The 22,555-nt window shown below is 61.2% G+C and carries 24 protein-coding genes and 1 pseudogene; 13 read left to right on the top strand and 12 right to left on the bottom strand.

Features of this window, described 5'->3' with window-relative positions:
- Positions 1-103 precede the first annotated feature (103 nt).
- A complete protein-coding gene (locus tag ACK59L_RS07745) occupies positions 104-1,303 on the top strand; it encodes a hypothetical protein (RefSeq protein ID WP_409272793.1) in 1,200 nt (399 codons plus the stop codon).
- Between the two features lie 197 nt (positions 1,304-1,500).
- Here the strand turns inward: ACK59L_RS07745 and ACK59L_RS07740 are convergent, their stop codons facing one another.
- The gene (locus ACK59L_RS07740) at positions 1,501-1,872 is read right to left on the bottom strand and encodes a histone-like nucleoid-structuring protein, MvaT/MvaU family (RefSeq protein ID WP_409272791.1); all 372 of its coding nucleotides are present in this window, start codon (positions 1,870-1,872) and stop codon (positions 1,501-1,503) included.
- A gap of 396 nt (positions 1,873-2,268) precedes the next feature.
- A protein-coding gene (locus ACK59L_RS07735; RefSeq protein WP_409272789.1) for an IS3 family transposase occupies positions 2,269-3,431 on the bottom strand; the annotation gives its coding sequence in 2 pieces (ribosomal slippage) (positions 2,269-3,176 and positions 3,176-3,431; 1,164 coding nt in all).
- Positions 3,432-3,522: 91 nt separating this feature from the next.
- Between ACK59L_RS07735 and ACK59L_RS07730 the strand changes: the two genes are divergently transcribed.
- Positions 3,523-4,461 carry a LysR substrate-binding domain-containing protein gene (locus ACK59L_RS07730; protein ID WP_409272787.1) on the top strand — a complete coding sequence of 313 codons (939 nt, stop codon included), beginning with the start codon at positions 3,523-3,525 and terminating at the stop codon, positions 4,459-4,461.
- Positions 4,462-4,535: 74 nt separating this feature from the next.
- Here ACK59L_RS07730 and ACK59L_RS07725 read toward each other — a convergent pair whose 3' ends face one another.
- Both ACK59L_RS07725 and ACK59L_RS07720 read right to left on the bottom strand, forming a co-directional pair.
- Positions 4,536-4,949: a DUF1294 domain-containing protein gene (locus tag ACK59L_RS07725; protein ID WP_196136846.1), complete on the bottom strand. Its 414-nt coding sequence runs from the start codon at positions 4,947-4,949 to the stop codon at positions 4,536-4,538.
- Positions 4,942-5,772, bottom strand: coding sequence for an undecaprenyl-diphosphate phosphatase (locus ACK59L_RS07720; RefSeq protein ID WP_100852615.1), 831 nt, complete (start codon positions 5,770-5,772; stop codon positions 4,942-4,944). The genes ACK59L_RS07725 and ACK59L_RS07720 overlap by 8 nt, the downstream gene beginning before the upstream one ends.
- A gap of 261 nt (positions 5,773-6,033) precedes the next feature.
- On the opposite strand from ACK59L_RS07720, the pseudogene ACK59L_RS07715 reads away from it, so the two are divergent.
- From ACK59L_RS07715 to ACK59L_RS07665, 11 genes and pseudogenes are all read left to right on the top strand, one after another.
- Positions 6,034-6,831 (top strand): annotated as a pseudogene (locus tag ACK59L_RS07715) (cache domain-containing protein); the annotation flags it as partial.
- Between the two features lie 138 nt (positions 6,832-6,969).
- Entirely contained in the window at positions 6,970-7,704 is a 735-nt protein-coding gene (locus ACK59L_RS07710) for a methyl-accepting chemotaxis protein (RefSeq protein WP_392527054.1), read from the top strand.
- Positions 7,705-7,816: 112 nt separating this feature from the next.
- Positions 7,817-8,383: a nicotinamide riboside transporter PnuC gene (gene pnuC, locus ACK59L_RS07705; protein ID WP_058605142.1), complete on the top strand. Its 567-nt coding sequence runs from the start codon at positions 7,817-7,819 to the stop codon at positions 8,381-8,383.
- The gene (locus tag ACK59L_RS07700; RefSeq protein WP_409272784.1) at positions 8,380-8,943 is read left to right on the top strand and encodes an AAA family ATPase; all 564 of its coding nucleotides are present in this window, start codon (positions 8,380-8,382) and stop codon (positions 8,941-8,943) included. The genes pnuC and ACK59L_RS07700 overlap by 4 nt, the downstream gene beginning before the upstream one ends.
- Positions 8,944-9,233: 290 nt before the next feature.
- Positions 9,234-9,668, top strand: a complete 435-nt coding sequence (locus tag ACK59L_RS07695) for a hypothetical protein (protein WP_409272782.1) — start codon at positions 9,234-9,236, stop codon at positions 9,666-9,668.
- A gap of 1 nt (position 9,669) precedes the next feature.
- Positions 9,670-10,248 carry an adhesin gene (locus ACK59L_RS07690; protein ID WP_409272780.1) on the top strand — a complete coding sequence of 193 codons (579 nt, stop codon included), beginning with the start codon at positions 9,670-9,672 and terminating at the stop codon, positions 10,246-10,248.
- 49 nt (positions 10,249-10,297) lie between these two features.
- Complete coding sequence (locus ACK59L_RS07685) at positions 10,298-11,716, top strand: hypothetical protein (RefSeq protein WP_058605138.1); 1,419 nt, start codon at positions 10,298-10,300, stop codon at positions 11,714-11,716.
- 60 nt (positions 11,717-11,776) lie between these two features.
- Positions 11,777-12,457, top strand: coding sequence for a C39 family peptidase (locus ACK59L_RS07680; protein ID WP_409272778.1), 681 nt, complete (start codon positions 11,777-11,779; stop codon positions 12,455-12,457).
- Positions 12,458-12,502: 45 nt separating this feature from the next.
- Positions 12,503-13,261 (top strand): hypothetical protein, encoded by a 759-nt coding sequence (locus tag ACK59L_RS07675; RefSeq protein WP_409272776.1) that lies wholly within the window; start codon positions 12,503-12,505, stop codon positions 13,259-13,261.
- 45 nt (positions 13,262-13,306) lie between these two features.
- A complete protein-coding gene (locus ACK59L_RS07670; RefSeq protein WP_058605135.1) occupies positions 13,307-14,587 on the top strand; it encodes a hypothetical protein in 1,281 nt (426 codons plus the stop codon).
- 135 nt (positions 14,588-14,722) lie between these two features.
- Positions 14,723-16,924: an LTA synthase family protein gene (locus ACK59L_RS07665; RefSeq protein ID WP_409272773.1), complete on the top strand. Its 2,202-nt coding sequence runs from the start codon at positions 14,723-14,725 to the stop codon at positions 16,922-16,924.
- A gap of 73 nt (positions 16,925-16,997) precedes the next feature.
- Here the strand turns inward: ACK59L_RS07665 and ureG are convergent, their stop codons facing one another.
- Genes ureG through ACK59L_RS07625 form a run of 8 tightly spaced genes read right to left on the bottom strand, consistent with a single transcriptional unit; the run spans position 16,998 to position 22,550 of the window.
- Positions 16,998-17,621 carry an urease accessory protein UreG gene (ureG, locus tag ACK59L_RS07660; protein WP_409272771.1) on the bottom strand — a complete coding sequence of 208 codons (624 nt, stop codon included), beginning with the start codon at positions 17,619-17,621 and terminating at the stop codon, positions 16,998-17,000.
- Positions 17,622-17,632: 11 nt separating this feature from the next.
- Positions 17,633-18,307, bottom strand: a complete 675-nt coding sequence (locus tag ACK59L_RS07655) for an urease accessory protein UreF (RefSeq protein ID WP_409272769.1) — start codon at positions 18,305-18,307, stop codon at positions 17,633-17,635.
- Positions 18,307-18,852, bottom strand: coding sequence for a HupE/UreJ family protein (locus ACK59L_RS07650; RefSeq protein WP_058639348.1), 546 nt, complete (start codon positions 18,850-18,852; stop codon positions 18,307-18,309). The genes ACK59L_RS07655 and ACK59L_RS07650 overlap by 1 nt, the downstream gene beginning before the upstream one ends.
- 17 nt (positions 18,853-18,869) lie before the next feature.
- Positions 18,870-19,355 carry an urease accessory protein UreE gene (gene ureE, locus ACK59L_RS07645; RefSeq protein ID WP_058639349.1) on the bottom strand — a complete coding sequence of 162 codons (486 nt, stop codon included), beginning with the start codon at positions 19,353-19,355 and terminating at the stop codon, positions 18,870-18,872.
- A gap of 10 nt (positions 19,356-19,365) precedes the next feature.
- Positions 19,366-21,069: an urease subunit alpha gene (gene ureC, locus ACK59L_RS07640; RefSeq protein ID WP_409272766.1), complete on the bottom strand. Its 1,704-nt coding sequence runs from the start codon at positions 21,067-21,069 to the stop codon at positions 19,366-19,368.
- Positions 21,066-21,383, bottom strand: coding sequence for an urease subunit beta (locus ACK59L_RS07635; RefSeq protein ID WP_028687722.1), 318 nt, complete (start codon positions 21,381-21,383; stop codon positions 21,066-21,068). Before ACK59L_RS07635 ends, ureC begins: the two co-directional genes overlap by 4 nt.
- 19 nt (positions 21,384-21,402) lie before the next feature.
- On the bottom strand, positions 21,403-21,705 hold the full coding sequence (locus tag ACK59L_RS07630; protein ID WP_003253929.1) for an urease subunit gamma: 303 nt from the start codon (positions 21,703-21,705) through the stop codon (positions 21,403-21,405).
- Positions 21,706-21,716: 11 nt separating this feature from the next.
- The gene (locus ACK59L_RS07625) at positions 21,717-22,550 is read right to left on the bottom strand and encodes an urease accessory protein UreD (RefSeq protein WP_409272764.1); all 834 of its coding nucleotides are present in this window, start codon (positions 22,548-22,550) and stop codon (positions 21,717-21,719) included.
- Between the last annotated feature and the right edge of the window lie 5 nt (positions 22,551-22,555).

The raw sequence follows: 22,555 nt of genomic DNA, 5'->3' as shown, positions 1-22,555 counted from the left end.
CACTCATCTCGAAAAAAACCCTGTCGAATGGAAATTTCTCAACGCATTAAAAACGGCCAGCGACAGGCTTTTCACTTTTTTAACGCAAGGAAAATACAGTCGAATGGAAATTACCATGATTCAGCACCCCGTGGGACAAGGCGGATTGTTTAGCGGGGAACTTCAGTCGAACAATTCTGTTCTGCGGTGGGTTTATGACTGCGGCTCCAACCAGCAAGACCGCCTCAAGGAAGAGATTATCTACGTCGCATCCCGCGGCTCGATTGATCTTTTGTTTCTCTCCCACTTGGACAGTGACCACGTTAATGGGGTTGATCGTCTTCTTGCGGCAACCTGCGTAAGGGAGGTGGTCTTACCCTACTTGAGTGCATCTGAATTTGCGGTAGCAGTAGCTACAGACGTATCCACGGGAGCACTATCTGGCACCTTTTTGGAGTTCGTTACTGACCCCTCCAAATGGCTCATTGCCCGAGGCGTACGCACTGTGAGCTTCGTCCAGGCAGTGGTTGAGGGGCGCCCGCTGGGTGAGTGGTTGATGCCCGAGCCCGATGGAGAAGCTACGCGCCGGGATGATAATCGTGGCCTTACGATCCAATGGTCAGAACCGGCGATAAAGAGCCGAGTAGTGAAGGGTGCTACCGTTCAAAATATCGCGGCTGGCAATTCAATTGCTGTAACTCAAGATAACTCAAGAATCGAGTGGTTGCTTGCGCCCTATGCTCATAAGCCTTCCGGACGGCGAATAGCAGAGTTTCAAAATGCCTTGGAACGCTCCTTCGGTAAAGGACTGACTCGTTCATCCATCGTGGCTCACGCCCGCAACGAGCCAGGACGAGAGAAATTGAAAGAGTGTTACGGAGCATTGTGGAGCGATCACAACAAAGTGTCGATGTCGCTCTATGCTGGCCCACAAGCATCGCCCATCATCAGCAACTTGCAATTGCCATTCGGTCTGTGGCGCACGCCGTTACAACCAATGACAGAAATCGGGTGGCTGATGACGGGTGACGCTGACCTGGCAGCACGCCGACGAGTGAATGCGCTCATGACGCACTATGCAAAGTTGCTTGATCGTGTAGGTGTGCTGGTATTGCCCCATCATGGCTCAGACCTGAGCTTTCACCGCGACCTGATACTCGATTTACCAAATTTGAATGCATGCGTCGTGGCGGCGGGGCCGAATCAGTATGGCCACCCTCATTCCGAAGTTTTCAAATTTGTGAAAAATTTCCTGGGGTTCGACGGGTGGCATCATGTGAGCCAGCATCCTACTAGTGGCTATGGTGTGCGAGCGGTGATCTGAAATAGCTTTCGATGCGCTATCTCTTAGTATTTGGTGATATAAGGAAATCAAGATAGTGACGAGAGAAACCTAAAGCCCGGAATTTCAGAGCTGTTGATGAGGCTGAAGGCCGAAGCAGACTGTGAAGTGGTTACGTATTGCATTGAGCCAAAATGGGGGCAACAAATACCCCATGTCAGCAAACGATGATTCCTAGCTCACTGCGCAACCCACGACTCCACTTCGCCAGCACCGTACTGCTGCTTCCACTCTTTCAAGAGTTTGTGGTTACCGCCCTTCGTCTCGATCAACTCACCATTATGTGGGTTTTTGTAGATCTTGACTGAGCGAGCTTTACGGGCTGGCTTCACCACCGCCGTTGCAATCGGTCCGCGACGCGATCCAGCCTGCGGGTCCAGAATTTCAACGACGTGACGAAGGCTAAAACCATAGCTCTCCAAGAGCGAGCGGAGCTTCTGCTCAAACTCGATTTCTTTTTTCAAACCCGCGTCGTTTTTCATACTCTCAAGCTCAGCGAGCTGAGCTGCAAGCGTCTGCTCAAGTTTGCGGAATTCGGCTAAACGCGACATAGAAATATCCCTTAAGTAGGTGAATTAATCGGGCGAATGAGAGGCATCGCACCTAAAAACTAGAGTTACGTCGACCAGGTTAGCTCGCCTTCAGCCCAGGCCGATGCTTACCTTTCTCCGCACTAGACGCATAATGTAGCAGGTAAATAATGACAAATCATAAAATATACCGTTCAACGCAGGGCACCCCTCCGGCTGAAAGGCGTTCGAACCCGTGGCCTGATCCAGCAACTATGACCACCGAGGCTGTGACGATGCTGCTAAGATGGATAAACACTGAGCAAGATTTTTTAACATTGGCCGGTACCCAATATGAAAACGTGATTGAGTTTTCCGGCTGATTCATCCCCCCCGAGGTCTTTCGGAGAGGGTGAAGATCTGCCCTGCCTGTAGTGGTCAACTCATTCCGGACACAGTTTTGAGTTTTTCTTCAGCTTTTGCCGGAGCCAGCCCATCGTTGAATTGATGCGGGCGGATCCAGTTGTAATGCCTCATCAGGTATTGGCTGATGTCTCGTTGAGCTTGCTGCCCAGTCAGGTACCCGGTGGTCGGTATCCACTCCGATTTCAAGCTACGAAATACTCGCTCCATCGGCGCATTATCCCAGCAGTTACCTCGGCGGCTCATACTCTGGCGCATGCGGTAGCGCCACAGTCTCTGGCGGAACTGACGGCTGCCATATTGCGACCCCTGGTCGGAGTGGAACAGTAGCCCTTGAGGTTTGCCACGTTGTTCGTAAGCCACGTCCAGCGCCTTGACCACGAGGTCTGCGTCCGGCTTTTCTGATAGAGCCCAGCCCACCACTCTGCGTGCATAAAGATCCAGGACAACTGCCAAATAGTGCCATTTGCCCTGCGCCCAAATGTAAGTGATGTCGCCACACCAGACCTGATTTGGCGCTTCGACATCAAACGCCCGGTTCACAATATTCGGAATATCTGGCCGCTCCACTGTGGCCTTTTTGTACGCATGCGCCCCTGGCTGCTTGCTGACTAACGCTAGCTCACGCATCAGGCTGCGCACCTTGAACCGCCCGATTTGCTCACCTTCCTCTTGCATCATCGCCTTGATGCTACGGCTGCCGGGCGCACTTCGCCCTCGCGCGAACAACTCATTCACTCGACTGCGCAATCGCAGTCGCTCAACGTCCGCAGCTCGTCTTCTGTGACGATGGGCGTAGTAACTTGAGCGAGTGACTTCGAACACCTCGCACAACCAATCAACGGGCTCATGGACGCTGAGCTGACGGATCAGCGAGTACGCTCGAGATCTTCCGACATCAAGAGCGCGGTAGCCTTTTTTAGTATTGATTTCTCGCGCTCAAGGCGCGTTATCCGAGCTTCGAGTTCTTGGATCTTTTGCTGCTCTGGCGTCAACGCTTTGCTGGCGGGCGTGATGCCTCCACGTTCCTGCTGAAGCTGGTTAACCCAACGACGCAGGGCTGACTCGACCAAACCGAGCGAGCGGGCTGCTTCGGCATGACTGTAGCCTTGATCGAGCACCAGGCAGGCAGCTTCGCGTTTGAACTCAGGGGTAAAGGTACGACGTTGCTTGGTCATCAGACACCTCTCTGTGGCGAGCATTCTCGCCTAAATGGGTGTCCGGTTTCATTAGGCCACTACAAGATGGATTTAGGTGATTTTTTGTTTTATGACAATCAGTTACGCTGGATTTGATCTTGGTAACCCCCACAAAAACAGCTACCTGTTTTATTTCGCCCGTGTCGTCGAAGCAGGCGGGTTCGCCGCCGCTGGACGCCAGCTCGGCATTCCGAAATCAAGGCTATCTCGCCGTATCGCCGAACTGGAGGATCGCTTGGGCATGCGCCTGCTACAGCGCACCACGCGGCAAGTGAAACTGACCGCCGTGGGCGAACGCTACCTGCATCACTGCCAAGCCATGCTCCTCGAAGCTGAAGCCGCTGAAGAAGCGGTAGCCAGCATGAGCAGTGAACCACGCGGCAGGCTACGCGTGTCCTGCCCGGTGGCCTTGGGTCATGCGTTCTTGCCGGACGTGGTAACCCGGTTTCTGCAACAGTATCCGCTCGTGCAGCTGGATCTGGTCTTGCTCAACCGTAGGGTGGACCTGATCTCTGAGGGAATAGATGTAGCGCTGCGAGTGCGCGACTTGGGCGATGAAGACCCTACGCTGGTGACCCGGCGACTGTGTCAGGCACAGATGCAACTGGTAGCCGCGCCCGGTTTCGCCCCACAGGTGCGCACGCCTGAGCAGTTGGCCGACCTGCCGGTGCTGGGTGCACCCGAGGCCGACCGCCTGGTACACCTGAGGCTGCAGGGGCCAGGGGGCCAACAACGCGCCTTGGCGCTCGAACCCAGGCTGTCAGCGGACGATTTCGTGGTACGTAATGCAGCTGTACGCGCTGGCCTGGGCTTCACCGCCCTGCCCAGCCTGTTTTGTGAAGAGCAGCTCCAACGCGGTGAACTCGTTAGATTACTTCCGGACTGGTCCTTGCCAGGCGGCTACCTGCAGGCGGTTTACCCGCACCGACGCGGTGTCACGCCTGCGGTGCGGGTATGGATCGACCATTTGGCCGCCTCATTCGAAACGTGCGGGGAACGTTACGTCTGACACATCACTGAGCCCAACCCGAGTGGCCGGGACTTCAATAGGGGGCGCTCGCCCCCGTTCGTGATACAGCGGCTTCACCCCAACGCTGCAGCTCGCCCTTGAAAGAACAGCCAATACGCCCAGGCGGCCTGGTGCACGACCACGATGGCCCAGAACTTGACCTGGTAAGGCACCTTGCGTGTCTTGTGCCGGAACACCTGCTGCGCCAGCAGAGCCCCAGGCCAGCCACCGAACAGTTCTACACCATGCAGCAGCTTCTCCGGGGTGCGTCGCGCTTGGCTGCGGGCCTGAGACTTGTCGCGCCAATAGAGCAACACACTGAGCAGGCTCATCACCGGGTACACCACCAGCGGCCACCACGCCTGCGCGTCGTAGGCCAGGCACGCGACGCCCAACACCGGCAGCACACACAGCAGCCCCAGCAGCACTCCCTTGAACTTGGCATTGCGTATCCGTGTCGGGCGCTGGCGGTCTGACTGCTCATCCATGAGCGACGGTCCAGTCGACCCAGCCAAACAGCCAGCTCGCCAGGATCAGCATGCCGAAGACGATCCGATACCAGGCAAAGGCTGCATAACTGTGGTTGGCGATGAATTTCAGCAGGCCGCGTACGGCGATCATCGCGAAGATGAACGAGGTGACGAAGCCCAGCGCAAAGACCGGCAGATCGTCGGGCTGGAACAGATGACGGTACTTGTAACCCGAATACACGGCAGCCCCCACCATCGTCGGCATCGCCAGAAAGAAGGAAAACTCCGTCGCGGCAGTACGCGACAGGCCAAACAGCAGGCCGCCGATGATGGTCGAGCCGGAACGCGAGGTACCCGGGATCATGGCCAGACACTGCACGAAACCGATTTTAAGCGCGTGGCTCCAGTGCATCTCGTCGACATGAGTCACCTGAACCCTGTGTTGGCGTCGCTCGGCCCAGAGCATGATCACCCCACCCAGTACCAGCGCAGCTGCCACGGTGACAGCGTTGAACAAGTACTCATGAATCAGGTCGGCGAACAATACACCCAATACCAACGCAGGCAGGAAGGCCAACAGCAAGTTGCCGGTGAAGCGCTGCGCCCTGGGCTGATTCGGCAACCCACGGACCACATCGAATATTTTGCCGCGAAACTCCCACATCACCGCCAGGATGGCGGCCAGCTGAATGATGATGTTGAAGGCCATCGCCCGCTCACCTGTAAACCCGATGAGGTCGGCAACGATGATCTGGTGGCCAGTACTGGAAATCGGCAGGAACTCCGTCAGCCCTTCCACCACGCCCAGTATGATTGCCTGAAAGGCCGTCCAAAAATCCATCATCCCCCCGATGGAGCCTGCTCGTGGCAAGCTCCTTGTTCTTGATTTGCCTGAATATTGCCGCACGCGGCCCGGCTGTTTTACAGCGTCTGTTGGTCGCAAAGCCAGTGGAAAAGTTCACGGTTACTAAAGGTTTCATGTTGCGCCGCCGAAATGCTGGCAGAGCCCCTTTGCACTGTCATGTCGTTGCAGGCAACAGACTCCACGGCACATGGCACTTAGCCATTGGTCGAGTGGGTCCATGGCCACAGGCGTGCTTGGATGCAGGTGAAAACAAGAACAAATGGAGCATGCGCAATGAAGACGCTTAGATCGATGTCGATCAGCAGCCGTTTATGGCTGATCCTGATAGTGGCGATAGCCATGCTGTTGGTGCTTGGTCTGCTGATGCTGCGCCAGATCCACGGCGACTTGTACCAGGCCAAGGCAGAGAAAACCCGGCATGTGGTGGAAACGGCCACAGGTGTACTGGCGCATTTCCAACAGCTGGAGGCCGCCGGTACCTTGAGCCGTGACGCGGCCCAGCAACAAGCCCTGCAAGTGGTAAGGGCGTTGCGCTATGACCATGACGACTACTTCTGGATCAACGACCTGACCCCGCGCATGATCATGCATCCGGCCAATCCCAAGCTCGACGGCCAGGACCTTTCGGGCATTCGCGACCCGGATGGCTTTGCCGTATTCAACGAAATGGTCGCGCTGGCGCGCCAGCAGGAGGCTGGGCCTGTGAATTACCGCTGGCCCAAGCCAGGGGCTAGCGAACCTGTTGCCAAGACCTCCTACATCCAGCTGTTCAAGCCCTGGGGCTGGATCATCGGCTCTGGGGTCTACGTTGACGACGTACAGACCGAGTTCGCTCGCCAGCTGCGTGACGCTTCGCTGCTGGGTATGGCGATCGCGCTGCTGATGGGCCTGATGGTCTGGGTGATCGCACGCAGCATTGCCCGCCCGCTACAGGAAGCCGTGCAGGCCATGGGCAATATCGCCAGCGGCGAAAGCGACCTGACCCGGCGCCTGGACACCCACGGGCGCGATGAACTCAGTCAGCTGGGCGAGCACTTCAACCGCTTCAACGGCAAGCTGCAAGGGGTGATCGGGCAATTGCAAGGTGCGGCGCATGCGCTGGCCAGATCAGCCGACCATGTGGGCGATAATGCCGGTGCGGCGCAACAGCAAAGCGCACAACAATCCCTGCAGATGGACCAGGTGGCAACGGCCGTGAACGAGGTGACCTACGCCGTGCAGGATGTAGCCAAGACCGCCGAGCAGGCCGCCGGGGAAATGCACTGCGCTCAGCAACAGGTAGCCCATGGGCAGCAGGCGATCCATGGCAGCCTGGCCCAGATCGACCGGTTGTCCATCACCATCGAACAGGCGGTGCAAGTGATCCGTGACCTGGCCGGGCACAGTACCCGTATTGGCGGCGTGCTGGACGTGATCCGCTCGATTGCAGAACAAACCAACCTGCTGGCGCTCAACGCGGCGATCGAAGCGGCTCGCGCTGGCGAACAAGGCAGGGGTTTTGCCGTGGTAGCCGATGAGGTGCGCCTGCTGGCGCAGCGCACGGCCCAGTCCACGGCCGAGATCCACACCATGATCGAACACTTGCAGAGCCAGTCCGATGCCGCCGTCAAGGCGATCGACACCAGCAGCGAGGCCTCACGGCAAACCGTCACGCAAGCCCGCGAAGCAGGCGCCAGCCTAGATGCGATCAACCAGGCCCTGCACACCCTGACAGCGTTGAATGCCTCTATTGCCAGCGCCACCCTGCAGCAGTCCCACGTGGTCGAAGACATCAACCGCAACGTGCTGGACACGGCAGGCCTCTCGCAGCAGGCGGCCGAGGCGGCACGCCAGTCCAGTGAGGCCGGCGTGGCGCTGGGCCGCCTCAGCCAGGACCTGGAACAACTGCTGCGCCAGTTCAGGGTCTGAAGCCGACACCGGCTCAGGGCTGCTAGACGGCCCTGATCCCGGCAACGCTCTACACCTTCCTTGAGCTAACCGCTACAATCGCGCCCCTCCCTGAAATCTCCAAGGATCGCCGATGTCCGGCCTTGAACTCATCGCCGCCGTCCTCGGCGTCATCGCTGTGTGGCTCACGGTCAAGCAGAACGCCTGGTGCTGGCCCCTCGGCCTGATCATGGTGCTGATCTATGCCTGGCTATTTTATGAGGTCAAGCTCTATTCGGGGATGCTGCTTCAAGTTGCCTATGCGCTGTTGCAACTGTATGGCTGGTGGCAGTGGAAGCGCCCTGAACGGCAAGACGCGGCACGCCAGGTATCGAGCTTACGGCCCGGCGCGCTGGTCATCCACCTGGGCCTGGGCGTACTGCTTAGCGCAGCATTGGGTACTGCCATGGCCACCTGGACCGATGCCGCCCTGCCCTGGCTGGATGCCAGCCTGACCGGCTTTAGCCTGGTGGCCCAGCTGTGGATGGCGCAAAAGCGCTTGCAATGCTGGCCCCTATGGGTCGTGGTGGACATCATCTATGTCGGGCAGTACCTGCACCAGCACTTGTATTTCACCGCGGCGCTGTTTGCGGTGCTCACCCTCATTGCCCTGCGCGGATGGCTGGAATGGCACCGGGACCCGGCGTTGGTGAAGCCATGAGCGCTGTCACGAGCACCCAGGTTGTGGTGCTGTGCGGCCCCGAATCCAGTGGCAAGAGCTGGCTCAGCGGCCAGATCCAGGCGCGTTTCGGAGGGCTGGTGGTGGGTGAGTACGTGCGTCATTTCATCGACCAGCACTGCCGCGATACGTGCTACGCCGACATCCCCAGCATCGCCCGTGGGCAGTTGGCCTGGGAAGACGCTGCACGCGCAGCCTCGCCGTCGCTGTTGATTCTGGACACCCACCTGCTCAGCAACATGCTCTGGAGCCAGACCTTGTTCGGCGATTGCCCACCTTGGCTGGAGCAGGCTCTGCTCGATCGTCACTACGACCTGCACCTGCTTCTCAGCCCAGAGGGCGTGCCCTGGGTTGCCGATGGCCAGCGCACCCAACCGGATGTGCGAGAGCGCCAGCAGTTTTTCGAGGCAAGCCTGCACTGGCTGCAAAATCACGATCAGCCTTATCGCATCATCGAAGGTGACTGGGCGGCACGTCAGGCCCTGGCGCTGGAACTGGTCGCCTCGACGCTGCGGGGCTCTGACCCGGTGTTAAGCCTCTGACACACCCCGGCTGTTACCAACCCCGCAAGCATGCGGCTTACGCCGTGAACTCCGATAAGTGTCACGCCACCGATACACTGCCTGTCATTCCAATCAAACCACGCCCTAGAGGTGACCGCTTGGTCATCAGTCCATGGTCGTTGTATCAGCACTGACACAACGCAGCCCTATACGACAGCTTTCATCGCGCTAACCCTCTGAAATACAGCGACTTCTCAAAAGCGGCACGGCTTCTGCTCTTGCTAGCGCAACGCTGAACAAGGCCAGCGGCTGAAGAAGGAATTGCCGTCGTGAGGAACATCGACAAACGCCTGGGTTACCTGTTGCTGCTGGGGTGCGCGATCAGCTCGCTCAGCGCGACCGCCCAAGCCGACAATGGCACCATCGTCATTACCCGCGACGTGCAGACACGCAATGCCGTGATTCCCCCACTGCGTCCGGACCCCACACCCACCACCGTCAATGCCAACCCGGTCAATCATGTGCTGCGCCAGACCAACGAGTTGAGCGATGGCGACTTCGCCAGCATCAGCAGCAGCTCAGGCATCAACGCCCTGATCACCCAACACACCGATCACCTGGGCAGCAACCTTGGCTACCAGAGCCAGTTGCCCAACCTCTCTGGCGGGCGTGGAGCAGGGTCGGGCAACGGGATCTCCAACATGGTCAATTCGAGCGTGCAGAAAGGCCTCGCGCCCCTGCAGATCCTGACGGGGGGCAAATGACATGAAGCCTGCCCTGCTCGTCATCACCCTGCTGTGCAGCGCCTCCGCCATGGCCCAGCCACCGACTGCCATCAGCAACAACGCCACCATCGACGACGCCGGCCGTGCCTATCAGGGCAACATGACGGTCAACCAGGCCGCCGGGGACATGCAGCAGCAGGCCAATGCCCGGGCCTTTGCCCTTGGCCACGGCGCCAGTGCCACGACCCAGATCCGGCAACGGCTCAATACGCCTGCGCACGCTCCCATGGATACCCAAGCCCGCATTGGCGGCGCCTCGTTCAGCCACGGTAATGGCGCGCTTGGCGTCAACCAGAGCGCCGGTGCCGGCACCCAGCAGGCCAACGCCCTGCGCATCAGCGTCGGAACACAACCGCAAAGCATCGACGACAGCGTCCTCCTGCAACAGAACGTGACGCTGCTCAACACCTTTGACTCAGCTGCTACCCCGACAGGTCATCGCCAGGTCACCACCAGTGACCAGGCGTTCACCGGTGGCCGTGGCGTGGTTCAGCTGAATCAGAGTGCCGGGGTGGGAAACCGCATGGCCAACACCTTGAGCATACGAGTCGCCGACTGACCGTTTGAGTCATGAACGACACTTAACCTTTAGAGTACGGAGAATCACCATGAAACCTTCGATGGCACTCAAGCCTCTGGTTTTCGCAATTGCTGCGGTCATGGCCGTTGCTGTACAAGCCGATCAGAACCGTCGCAGCTACAACGGCAACAGCACCACCTGGCTGCCTATCTCGGCCAAGGCCGATGCGCTGGACACCCAGCGTAGCACCGGCAACACCATCACCAACCAGGGCACCGTGAACGAAGCTGAAATGAGCAGCTCGGCAACCGGCGCCAGTGGCAACGTGGGTGTCAACGTGGCGTCTGGTAACGGTAACCAGCAGGGCAACGCGTCGGCCATCGCCAACGCCGCTGCCGACTCTACCCTGGACAACAGTTTCGTCTTCGGCACCGCGCAAGCCAATGCTGACGTCAGCCAGTACAGCAACAACAACCGTGTTGACAACTGGTCGACCCAGTCTTCGGCGGTGATGAGCGGCTCTGGCGAAGGCAGCTCGGGCAACGTAGGCATCAACATTGCCGGCGGCGACCTGAACCAGCAGAAAAACAGCATGGCCATCGCCAATACCAATGCCGGTATCGGCAACGCCACGGCTACGGCCAAGGCCGACCAGAACGGTCCTGGGCTTGTGGTCAACAATGGGGCCGACCGCACTTACCGTGTCGATACCCTGACCTTCACCACCTCGGCCACCGGTTCCAGCTCGCGTGAAGGTACGCTGAACTCGACCGATGACCGCAGTGCCTCGTCCAGCTTCAACCTGGCGGGCTCGCAAAGTGCCAGCTCCAGCGGCTCCAGCGGTTGGAATTCGAGTGGTTCGAGTGCCAATAACGCCAGCGGCTCCAACAGTGCCAGTGCCAGTGGCTCCAACAGCTGGGGCATGAACGGTTCGGCCAGCGGCAGCGCCAGCGCTTCGAACAGCGCCAGCCTCAGTGCCAGCCTGGCAGCGGCTGCCGATGCCACGCGTACCCTGACCCTGACCAACGGTGATCGCGAGCGCACCCGCACCAGCAGCGTCGACGGTTCACTCAATGCATCCCTGGACGCCTCGGTGAATACCTCGCAGCAAAGTGCCTACGACTCTTCGTTCGAGAAAGCCTTCGACTCCAACTACGACAAGTCGAGCGAGTCGGCCTATAACCATTCGCGGGACTCCTCGTACACCAAGTCCCATGACTCGTCCTACGAGAACGCTTCGGCTTCGGCGTTTGAAAAGTCTGGCGAAACCTCCAGTCAGTCCTCCAACGACGTTGCCAAGAGCTACAGCGAAAGCAGCGCTTACGACTTGAGCAATACCGTGTCCTTCCAAGTGCTGACCCCGACCGGCTGGGCCAACCCTGTGACCAACACTGCAACCCTTAGCGGTTCGGTCAATGGCGGCAGCGGCAACCTGGGCGTGAACGTGGCGGCCGGTGTCGGCAACCAGCAGAGCAACTCGCTGGCTATCTCCAATACCTCGTTCTGATGCCAGACCCAAGGCCCCCTTTCAGGGGGCCTATCTTCAACGCATCCAAAGGCGTCGATCATGCGCGTATTCGCCCTGGCGTTCCTGCTGTGCCTGACCAGCATGGGTCAAGCAGCCCAGATGCCCCTGTCCGTCCTGCCCGGCGGTGCGGTGGTGTTCAAGCCCATCCAGAGCATGCGCGAACGCAAGTTCGCCGACTTGGTGCAACAGAAGACCGACTTCAGCTGCGGCGCCGCCGCGCTGGCAACCATCCTGCGCCAGGCCTACTGGCTGGACGTGGACGAACACCAGATCATCGAAGGCATGCTGACCCATGCCGACCAGAACCTGGTCCGCACCCAGGGGTTCTCGATGCTCGACATGAAGCGCTACGTGGAAAGCCTGGGCATGCGCGCCCGGGGATACCGGGTGGCGCCCGAGACCCTGAACAGCGTACGAATCCCGGTGGTGGTGCTGATGGACATCCGCGGCTACAAGCATTTTGTGGTCATGCAGAAGGTCGACCGCGGCTGGGTCTACATCGGCGATCCGGTGTTGGGGCACAAGCGCTACAGAACCGAGGACTTCCTCAAGGGCTGGAACGGCATCATCTTCGCGGTGATCGGCCAGGGCTACGACAAGCACAACGCCCTGCTCGACCCTCCGTTGCCGCTGACGGCCAAAGGCCGCCTGGACGGCTTCACGCCGGTCAAGGATGCCGATCTGCTGGACTACGGCTTCATTCGAAGCGATTTCTTCTAACGCCTCTTCCAAGAACAAGGTGCATGATGCGCCGGGGAGCATTGCATGAAGACCCCTATCTGGATGGTCCTGGCTTGCATGACGGCCAGCCTGCCTGTCCACGCCGAAGTGCTGCACCCCATCGAGCTCAAGGACCAGGAGCTGGCGAGCTTGCGTGGGCGCTACGTGATGCCGGGCCGAATCGTGAGTTTTGGCATCGTCATGAGCAGCACCTGGCAGACCGCGCGCGGCGAAGTGATAGGCGCCAGCAGCACCTTGCAGGTGCAAGAGGCCACGATCAAGCCGCAGTTCTATGTCTCGCTGATCGATGAGCACGGCGCGCCGACGGCCCAGGGAGGTGCCCAGCCGGTCGCCCAAGGCAGCGGCACGGTGAGCGGCGGTGCCGGGCTCGGCACCACCCAGGGGGTGACCCAAGTGGTCCGCGCGGCCGGCGACGACAACAGTGCGTACAACACTGTAAACGTCAACGTGACCAAGGCCGATCAGGCCCCTGCCGTGCAGGCCCATGGCCAGGTATTGGCCGCTGGGCAGACGCTGATGGCCGAGAACGGTGCCGGCGCGCTGAGCGTATCGTCCACAGGCGTGGGCGTACAAATGAACATAGACGCCAACGCCAACCAGGGCAGCAGCGTGCAGCGCCTGGCCCAGGGCGGGTTGATGCAGAACACCACCGTGCTTGGCAATGGCAACCTGGTGAACAACGTCACCTCCCTGAACGTGGTCATGCGCCAGAACCTGCCGACTGCCGCTTCGCTAAACGGCAGCCTGGACCAGCTCAAAGGGCTTCGCTCTGTCGGATACTGATCTACGCTCAGTCTCATCACAGCAGTCGGAAGGGACGGCATCTTCATGCAACGATCGTTAGCACTCAAAGCGGTTGTGTGTTTGACAACCTTGGCACCCGCCACATCGCTGTACGCCGCTGTAGATCCGCAAGTAGAAGCACTCAAACAGGAACTGACCGAACTCAAGCGCCGCTATGAAGCCCAGCAGCAGGCGCTGATGGTGCTGGAGCAGCGGGTTCGCCAGGTCGAAGAAACTCCGGCCGCGCCCCCGCCAAAACGCCTGGTGCGATCGCCCAGCGAACGGGTCAAGGGGGCCCAGACCGTCGCTGCCGGGGCGCCTGGGACCACCGGCAGTTCGTATGGACAGGCGCTGGCCGCAGACTCCGAGCCTGCGCAAAGCGTCTCCAACCTGTACGACGAGGCCAGCGGGTTCTTCGGGGGTGGCAAGTTCAGCCTCGAAACCGGCTTGACCTACACCCACTACGACACCCGCGCCCTGACCCTCAACGGCTTCCTGGCGCTGGATTCGATCTTCCTGGGCAATATCAACCTGGACCGGATCAAGGCCGACAACTGGACCTTGGACCTGACGGCACGCTACAACCTGGACCAGCGCTGGCAGTTCGACATCAACGTCCCGGTCATCTACCGCGAGTCCACCTATTCGTCTGGCGGCGCAGGCGGTGCCGGGCCGAGCACCTCGGATGCCACGGTCACGCGTGACCCGGAAATCGGTGATATCAACGTAGGTGTCGCCTACAAGTTCCTGGACGAATCCGAGACCTGGCCAGACGCCGTGGCCACCCTGCGGGTCAAGGCGCCGACCGGCAAGGACCCCTATGGGATCAAGCTGCGCGAAGTGGCGGGCAACGACAACCTTTCCGTGCCCGAGAGCCTGCCGACCGGCAATGGGGTCTGGTCCATCACGCCGGGTATCTCGCTGGTCAAGACGTTCGATCCGGCCGTGCTGTTCGGCAGCTTGTCCTACACGTACAACCTGCAAGACTCCTTCAGCGACATCAGCCCGCAGGTCAACAGCAAGGTCCCAGGTGACGTGAAGCTGGGCGACTCGTGGCAGATCGGTGCGGGTATTGCCTTCGCGCTGAACGAGAAGATGAGCATGTCGTTCTCGGTCTCCGACCAGTTCGGACGCAAGAGCAAGATCAAGCCCGACGGTGGTGACTGGCAATCGGTCTCCAACAGCGACTACAACGCGGCCAACTTCAACGTCGGCATGACGTTTGCGGCGACCAACAACCTCACGATCGTGCCCAACCTGTCCATTGGGCTGACCGATGATGCGCCCGATTTCTCGTTCAGCCTCAAATTCCCTTACTACTTCTGATGATCGACGCACCGGGCCCGCTCACGCGGGCCCTCCTTTTGTGTGCCCGCGCTTTGCACACCCGCCTTGCCCGGCCTCCGCCTGTTATCATCAGCCACAGTTTGATGACGGTTTAATGGCAAAGGAACGTTTTTTGTGAAGAGCCTTTCAGACCCCTCACACCAGCGGCTCGCCGCCTTGGCCGTGTTGGTGCTGGTGCTACCTCTGGGCGCACGTGCCGTGTTGGGCTGGTCCAACCCGCTTGGCTATCTCTCCGACCTGGCCTTGGGCGGCGCACTGATGCTGCTTTTGCACCGCCGGCCTTGGTGGCTGGCGCTGCCGGTGCTGTTGGCGTGGGCCCTGCTCTGGGTCGCCTCGGCCGAACTGGTCAGCGCGGTGGGACGGTTGCCCACCAGCGCAGACCTCGCCTACCTGGTCGACCCGCAGTTCATGGAGAACTCCACCGGGGGCGGTCTGGCCCACGCCTGGCTGCCTTGGTCCTTGGGTGCCGGGCTGCTGGTCTGGTTGGTCTGGGCGTGGAAGACGCGTAGACAGCCTGGCCGATCGCTGCCACGCAAGGCGTGGGTGGCGGTCCTGGCGTTGTTCGGTGTGCATTGGGCCAGCCAACACCTGGCCCCCTCCGATGCCGAGCAGTGGCGCCAATACAACCTGGGGCATCAGCTCGTCTCTGCGGCGGTGGGCGATGTGCAGCGCCAGGTGCAACGCTGGAGCGGCCAGGCGACGCCGTTCACCCCCCTGCCGAGCGCCGGCCTCACCCAGTCGGACCTCAACGGCCAACGCCTGCTCAATGGCCCTGGCAGCGCGCGCAACCTGCTGGTCATCACGGTCGAGGGCATCCCGGGTGCCTACCTGCGCCCCAATCGCGAGGCGCTGCACAGCCGCTTCGACGAAGACCTGATGCCGCGCCTGAGCCAATGGGCAGCGCGGGGCATGAACACCCCGGACTATGTCCTGCACAGCCATCAGACCATACGCGGCTTGTATGCAATGCTCTGTGGCGACTACGACAAGCTGGCCAACGGTACGCCCAAGGGCGTGGAGTTGCTGACCCAGGCCGAGCGCAACCAGGCCTGCCTGCCGGCGCAGTTGCGCCAGGCTGGTTTTACCACCCATTACCTGCAGGGCGCTGGGCTTCGTTTCATGGCCAAGGACCGCATCATGCCCCACATAGGTTTTGATTCGGTACATGGCGTGGAGTGGTTCGCCAACCGCAATTACCTGGACTTCCCGTGGGGCAAGGATGACCGAGCCTTTTTCGAGGGCGCACTGAATTACGTCGGGCAACTGCGCAAGCAAGACAAACCGTGGATGCTCACCCTGCTCACCGTCGGCACCCATCAGCCCTACTCCGCCCCTGCCAATTACCTGGCGCGCTTCGACACGCCCAAGCAGGCCGCCGTGGCCTATCTGGACGATGCCCTGGGGGCCTTCTTGGATAACCTGGAGCGCCGGGGCGTGCTCAAGGACACCCTGGTGGTAATCACCTCGGATGAATCCCACGGCATCGATGGGGTGCGTCTGGCCTCTTCCTGGGGCTTCAACCTGACCCTCGCACCCGATCAGGCCCAGTTACCTCATCTCAAGGGCGGCACCTACGGGCATGTCGACCTGGCCACTTCGCTGCTGGACTATTTCGCGCTGCCCATCCCGCTGGCCCTTGGCGGGCGGTCGATGTACCGAGACTACGACACCGGTCGTGAAATGATCTCGTTCACCAATGGCATGCTCCGCTACCACAACGGCAAGGGCGTGTTTACCGAGTGCGATTTCCAGCAGCGCTGTCGCCGTTACGCCAGCGAAGGTTTCATTGCCGATCAGGCCCGCTACCTGGACCAGGGCGACAGCGCACTGGGCCAGCAGATGGGTGCATTGGCCGGCGTACTGGACCAGTCGCTGATGCAAAGCCCCCTCAACCTGCGCTATCAATTTGGCGGGCCTTCACCCATCCAGTTGCGCAAGCGCATCCATGACGATTGGGCCGATAACCTGATCGGCGCGCAGTACCTGGAAATGCCCGAGGGCTCGCGCACGCGGGTCAGGGTCAAGGTGCGTGCGCTGGACGCCAGGCACGCCGCGTATATCCAGCTCAAGGCCAAGCAACTGGAGCAGGATGTGCCGCTAGGCTTGCCCGAGGAAGTCAGGGTCACCGCTGACGAGCCGCTGGAGATGGAGTTCGGTTTCGACAACCCGGTGGAGCGCAAGGCCTTCTCCTTCCACCTGCTGGGCTATGGCGGTGGGCAGGTCGAGGTGAGTGACTTCAGCGTGATCACCGCATTGCCTGGCGAGGAGGATTTCCAGGATGAACTGACCCCGGAGCACGTCGCGCACTCAGGCTGATGCGCTGCCGGGTCGCGTCTACCCAGCCTGGCAGGCCCGCCTGGCTGGCTGGGTATTGCCCATCAAGCGGGGGTCAGGTTCGCACGCCCAGCATGCCCTGCTCGATGATGAAGTCGATCACCGCCTGCAACCCCTCCCCCTTTTTCAGATTGCTGAACGTCCAGGGCCGCTCGGGCCGCATCCGTTGAGTGTCACGCTCCATTACTTCGAGTGAAGCCCCAACGTACGGTGCCAGGTCGGTCTTGTTGATGACCAGGAAATCGGACTTGGTGATGCCGGGTCCACCCTTGCGCGGAATCTTCTCGCCTTCGGCTACGTCGATCACGTAGATAGTGAGGTCGGCCAGCTCGGGGCTGAACGTCGCACTCAGGTTATCGCCGCCACTTTCGACAAAGATGACTTCAAGGTTGCCAAACTTGCGTGCCAGCTCCTCGACGGCTGCGAGGTTCATCGACGCATCTTCACGGATGGCCGTGTGCGGGCAGCCGCCGGTTTCGACGCCTACGATGCGCTCAGGCTCAAGTGCACCGGCTTCGGTCAGGATGCGCTGGTCTTCCTTGGTATAGATGTCATTGGTCACCACCGCGATCTGGTAATGGTCGCGCATGGCCTTGCACAGCGCTTCGAGCAATGCGGTCTTGCCGGAGCCCACGGGGCCACCCACACCGACACGCAGGGGTTGTTGATAGCTTTGCATTCAGGCAGTCCTCAAGAACGGAACAAACGGGTGTATTGGGTTTCATGACGCGATGAAGCGATGGCCAGCAGTGGCAAGCCGCCGCCAAGCTGGTCGTCGCCAAGGGTCAGGGCGTGGTCGAATGCCTCGGGCAAGTCATTGCTCAGCGCATGCAGCAGGGTCTGGGCAGCCTGTTGGCCGAACGGCACCAGCTTGACACCGGCCATCACCGCCCCTTCAAGCCAGGCGAAACCGTAGCCCATTGCCAGTTGCCGCAAGGGGATCGCCCAATGCACGGCCAGCCAGGCCATGCCACCCAGCTGGGTGAGCCCCAGGCTGTCACGCCAAGCCGGGGCCTGTGCCAGCTGCCAACCGTCGAGCAGTCGCGCCAGGGCGGCCCCACGCTGTTGCTCTTCCAGGCGCAGCTCTGCCGTTTCGCGATTGGCCAGCAAGAACTGGCACCAATGGGCGTACGCCTGGGCATCGCTGGCCAGGCAGGCGTTGTACAGGCGGACAAGCACGGGCCAGTCCAGGTACGCCAAGGTGTCCTGGATCTGTTCGCGCTGCCAGGCGGCAAAACCATCTGTGTCCTTGACCCACCCTGCCTCGACTGCCCATTCCAGGCCTTGCGAATAGGTGAAGCCCCCGACTGGCAAGCCGGGGCTTGCCAGCTGCAGCAACCGCAGCAACGCCAGATCGGTGCTCATCAACCGGCCAGCACCAGTGCTGCGCCGGCCAGCAGCCCACCGCCGAACGCTTTCTGCAGCCGTGCATGGCGGCGCAGCAGCAGGCCTGCTGCGTAGCCACAGGCCAGTAACAGCCCGCTCACTGCAACGAAGCCTGCGCTGAATTGCCAGAACGCGCTGGGCGTCGCCTCTACCCCATGCGCCCAGCCATGGAACAGCGCAAACACCGGCATGGCCAGCGCCAGCAGCAGTTGCCGTGCTGGCAGCAGCATGGCCGCACCGGCCACCACCAGCGAGCCTGCAATCAGGGTTTCCATGCCCAGTACATTTCCGAACAAGTGCCCCCCTACAGCACCAGCGAACATCGCCGCCAATGTCGCCAAGGGCAGCAGCAACGTGCGGCCAGTGAGCGCCGCCAACACGCCAGTGCCCAGCAGCATCAACAGGTGATCCAGCCCGGTCAACGGGTGCAACAGCCCGTCCTGTAGCGGGTGGGTATCGTGACCAGGGTGGGCGAAAGCGGGCAACGCCAGCATCAGTAACAACAGCGCGAACGTCTTTTTCATAGGTAGCTCCATTAGGGTCAGGAATGAGCAGGCAGGCGCACGAAGGGGTGACCATGGCCATGGGTATGGGGTGTGCTCTGGTAGGCACCGGCCTCAGGCTCGAAAGGCGCTTGTTCGGCCTCCACGGTCAGGCCCAGGCCGCGCAGCATGTCATCGAGCACATGGTCATGCTGAAAGCGCAGCAGGCCAGGCTCGATCTGCAGAGGTACGTGTCGATTCCCCAGGTGGTAGGCGGCGCGTGCCAGCAGGTGCGGGTCTGCACACCGCACGGTCGAGACTGCTTCGGCCGCGGCCTGCACCCGGATCAACTGGCTGCCGGTGGCATCCGTCAGCAGTTCTCCGCCGCGCAGCAAGTGCCCCCGTTCGAGCATCAGGCCCGCTTCGCGGCCATCGTCAAGGGTTACCCGCAAACGGCTCTTGATGCGGCTGTCCACATCCAGGGTGACAGTGCCGGTTACGGCATGGGTGCCGGGGTCGGTGATACGACGGGTCAGAACTAACATCGGGGCTCCTTCAGAACAGGAAATAGCGCTGCGCCAGCGGCAGCTCGGTGGCCGGTTCGCACACCAGCAGTTCACCGTCGGCCCTGACCTGATAGGTCTGGGCATCGACTTCGATCACCGGTTGCAGGGTGTTGTGGATCATGTCGGCCTTGCGCACCCGTCGGCAGCCGTGGGCCACCCCGATCAGGCTGCGCAGGTTCAACGCCTGGTGCAGGCCATCGTCGATTGCGGCTTGTGGCAGGAAGGTCATGCGGGTGGCATGGCGGGCCGCGCCCAGGGCGCCGAACATCGGTCGGTAGTGCACCGGTTGCGGCGTTGGAATCGAGCCGTTGACGTCGCCCATGGGCGCAGTGACGATCATTCCGCCCTTGATCACCAACGCCGGCTTGACCGCGAAGAACGCCGGAGACCACAACACCAGGTCCGCCAGTTTGCCCGGTTCGACCGAGCCGACCTCATGGGCGATGCCGTGGGTGACTGCAGGGTTGATGGTGTATTTGGCGATGTAGCGCTTGACCCGGAAGTTATCGCTGTACGCCGTGTCGGGCGCCAGGGGCCCGCGCCGCTTTTTCATCTGGTGCGCCACCTGCCAGGTGCGCAGCACGACTTCTCCGACCCGGCCCATGGCCTGGGAATCGGAAGATGTCATGGCGAAGGCGCCCATGTCATGCAGGATATCCTCGGCCGCGATGGTCTCGCGCCGGATACGCGACTCGGCGAAGGCGACGTCCTCGGCAATGCTCGGGTCCAGGTGGTGGCAGACCATCAGCATGTCCAGGTGCTCATCCACGGTATTGACCGTGTAAGGCAAGGTGGGGTTGGTCGAGGACGGCAGTACATTGGCCTGCCCCGCTGCCCGAATGATGTCCGGCGCATGGCCCCCGCCAGCCCCTTCGGTGTGGAAGGTATGGATGGTGCGCTCGCCGATGGCGGCCAGGGTGTCTTCGATGCAGCCGGACTCATTGAGGGTGTCGGTATGGATGGCCACCTGGATGTCCAACTCCTCGGCCACCCCCAGGCAACAGTCGATGGCCGCTGGGGTCGAGCCCCAATCCTCGTGCAGCTTCAGCCCCACGGCGCCGGCGGCGATCTGCTCGCGCAGTGCCTCGGGTCGCGATGCATTGCCTTTGCCCAGCAGCCCTATGTTGATGGGCAAGCTGTCGGCTGCCTGGAGCATGCGCGCCAAGTACCAGGGGCCTGGGGTGCAGGTGGTGGCATTGGTGCCGGTAGCGGGCCCGGTACCACCGCCAATGAAGGTCGTCACGCCGCTGTTGAGGGCTTCATCCACCTGTTGGGGGCAGATGAAATGGATGTGCGAATCAATGCCGCCAGCCGTGACGATCTTGCCTTCGGCCGCAATCACCTCGGTACCAGGGCCGATCGGCAAGGTGACGCCTGGCTGGACGTCAGGGTTGCCGGCCTTGCCAATGCCGGCGATGCGGCCATGCTTGATGCCAATGTCAGCTTTGACGATGCCCCAGTGGTCGATGATCAGCGCATTGGTAAAGACCAGGTCCATGGCCTCGGCGGCCAGCATCTGCCCTTGGCCCATGCCGTCACGGATGACCTTGCCGCCGCCGAACTTCACCTCTTCACCGTACAGGGTGTAATCCTTTTCGACGGCCACCCACAGCTCGGTGTCGGCCAGGCGTACCCGGTCCCCTACCGTGGGCCCGAACATGTCGGCATAGGCCTGGCGAGACAGTCGGCTCATGCTTCACGCTCCAAAGGCCCCATGACCTTGCCCTGAAACCCATACACCTCGCGCTTGCCGGCATAGGCGACCAACTGCACGGTACGGGCCTGGCCTGGTTCGAAACGCACGGCGGTACCTGCCGGGATGTCCAGGCGAAACCCGCGGGTGGGGCCACGCTCGAAGACCAGGGCCGCGTTGACCTCGTAGAAGTGGTAATGCGACCCGACCTGCACGGGGCGGTCGCCGTGGTTGGCAACGCTCACGCTGACGGTGGCACGGCCGCTGTTGAGCTCGATGTCGCCAAGGGCGACCTGGATTTCACCTGGAATCATCAGGGGCTCCGGTGGGGTTTCAGACAATGGGGTCATGCACCGTCACAAGCTTGGTGCCATCAGGAAACGTTGCTTCTACCTGCACGTCGTGCAGCATCTCGGCGATGCCGGGCATAACCTGCTCGCGGGTCAGTACTTCACGGCCAAGGCTCATCAGCTCGGCGACCGTACGCCCGTCGCGTGCCCCTTCGAGCACCGCCGCGCTGATCAGCGCCACCGCCTCGGGGTAGTTGAGCTTAAGGCCACGGGCCAGGCGCCGTTCGGCCAGCAATGCGGCGGTGAACAGCAACAGTTTGTCTTTCTCTCTAGGGGTCAGCTCCATCGGTACTCTCTTCAGGTGGCCCAGATTCGTGGCGGGCAGGCGGACAGCCCCAGGATGGCCGGACGCAGCACCTGCCAAAGGCGTTGCAGGGTGTGTTGCAGGTGTTGGTTGTCGTGATCGAGCAGGCGGATCACCAGCAGCGAGCCGAGCAGCGTCGCGCCTGCCGGGATACCCAGCGCGTCCAGATGCGGGCGTATGGCCTCAAGCGTGTCTTGATTGGCGGGCGCAGCGCAGAACGTTGCCAGCAACGGATGACCACCGAGCTTCTCCAGGCGTCCACCGCGTACCCGCAAGCGTTCGTGCAGGCCGATTTGGTCTGCAAGCTCGATGCTCAGCAGGCTGTCGAGCGCGCCTTGCTCGAAGCGCTCTTGCATGACCGGCCTACCCAGGCACAAGGTTTCCCAGGCCAGTAGTCGAGCGCCGGCTTCGAGGGTGAAGCGGCTCTCGAGCGTTGCCTTGGCACCATTGAAAAAGATGCTGTCTTGAGGCAGCCACTCCAGTGTGCTGCCCGCTGCCAGGTGAAAGCGCTGGGTCAGGCGCGCCGTCGGGCCCACGCTGCGGTAGAACTTGCTTGCCCCCGGCATGGTAAGCAGCGCGTGACTACCGGGCTCCAGGCTGATGTCCAACTCTAGCCGGTCACCGGCGACGATGCCGCCTGGCGGGTGCAGGACATAGACGTGGCATGGCGCGCCTTCCGGATAGAATGGCCGCTGCACCAAAAGAGGTCCGAAATGCCGGCTCGCACCAAGGCGGGTCACATCCTCGCGAACGACAAAACGCAATTGCAGACAAGCGCTCCACCCGGTCGGGTCGTCCAATGCTTTAAGCGGCTCTGCGAGCATCATCCTGC

It is taken from the genome of Pseudomonas sp. KCJK9111 (assembly GCF_046231935.1).
Taxonomy (GTDB): domain Bacteria; phylum Pseudomonadota; class Gammaproteobacteria; order Pseudomonadales; family Pseudomonadaceae; genus Aquipseudomonas; species Aquipseudomonas parafulva_B.
This window is presented reverse-complemented; position numbering and strand designations above follow the sequence as displayed.

Bases quoted from the DNA above. Each gene is read 5' to 3' on its own strand.
- ACK59L_RS07625 (WP_409272764.1), bottom strand. From the start codon at position 22,550: ATGATGCTCGCAGAGCCGCTTAAAGCATTGGACGACCCGACCGGGTGG.
- ACK59L_RS07740 (WP_409272791.1), bottom strand. From the start codon at position 1,872: ATGTCGCGTTTAGCCGAATTCCGCAAACTTGAGCAGACGCTTGCAGCT.
- ACK59L_RS07690 (WP_409272780.1), top strand. From the start codon at position 9,670: ATGAAGCCTGCCCTGCTCGTCATCACCCTGCTGTGCAGCGCCTCCGCC.
- ACK59L_RS07670 (WP_058605135.1), top strand. From the start codon at position 13,307: ATGCAACGATCGTTAGCACTCAAAGCGGTTGTGTGTTTGACAACCTTG.
- ureE (WP_058639349.1), bottom strand. From the start codon at position 19,355: ATGTTAGTTCTGACCCGTCGTATCACCGACCCCGGCACCCATGCCGTA.
- ACK59L_RS07630 (WP_003253929.1), bottom strand. From the start codon at position 21,705: ATGGAGCTGACCCCTAGAGAGAAAGACAAACTGTTGCTGTTCACCGCC.
- ACK59L_RS07720 (WP_100852615.1), bottom strand. From the start codon at position 5,772: ATGGATTTTTGGACGGCCTTTCAGGCAATCATACTGGGCGTGGTGGAA.
- ACK59L_RS07730 (WP_409272787.1), top strand. From the start codon at position 3,523: ATGACAATCAGTTACGCTGGATTTGATCTTGGTAACCCCCACAAAAAC.
- pnuC (WP_058605142.1), top strand. From the start codon at position 7,817: ATGTCCGGCCTTGAACTCATCGCCGCCGTCCTCGGCGTCATCGCTGTG.
- ACK59L_RS07635 (WP_028687722.1), bottom strand. From the start codon at position 21,383: ATGATTCCAGGTGAAATCCAGGTCGCCCTTGGCGACATCGAGCTCAAC.
- ACK59L_RS07675 (WP_409272776.1), top strand. From the start codon at position 12,503: ATGAAGACCCCTATCTGGATGGTCCTGGCTTGCATGACGGCCAGCCTG.
- ACK59L_RS07710 (WP_392527054.1), top strand. From the start codon at position 6,970: ATGGACCAGGTGGCAACGGCCGTGAACGAGGTGACCTACGCCGTGCAG.
- ACK59L_RS07685 (WP_058605138.1), top strand. From the start codon at position 10,298: ATGAAACCTTCGATGGCACTCAAGCCTCTGGTTTTCGCAATTGCTGCG.
- ACK59L_RS07725 (WP_196136846.1), bottom strand. From the start codon at position 4,949: ATGGATGAGCAGTCAGACCGCCAGCGCCCGACACGGATACGCAATGCC.
- ureG (WP_409272771.1), bottom strand. From the start codon at position 17,621: ATGCAAAGCTATCAACAACCCCTGCGTGTCGGTGTGGGTGGCCCCGTG.
- ACK59L_RS07650 (WP_058639348.1), bottom strand. From the start codon at position 18,852: ATGAAAAAGACGTTCGCGCTGTTGTTACTGATGCTGGCGTTGCCCGCT.
- ACK59L_RS07700 (WP_409272784.1), top strand. From the start codon at position 8,380: ATGAGCGCTGTCACGAGCACCCAGGTTGTGGTGCTGTGCGGCCCCGAA.
- ureC (WP_409272766.1), bottom strand. From the start codon at position 21,069: ATGAGCCGACTGTCTCGCCAGGCCTATGCCGACATGTTCGGGCCCACG.
- ACK59L_RS07680 (WP_409272778.1), top strand. From the start codon at position 11,777: ATGCGCGTATTCGCCCTGGCGTTCCTGCTGTGCCTGACCAGCATGGGT.
- ACK59L_RS07655 (WP_409272769.1), bottom strand. From the start codon at position 18,307: ATGAGCACCGATCTGGCGTTGCTGCGGTTGCTGCAGCTGGCAAGCCCC.
- ACK59L_RS07745 (WP_409272793.1), top strand. From the start codon at position 104: ATGGAAATTACCATGATTCAGCACCCCGTGGGACAAGGCGGATTGTTT.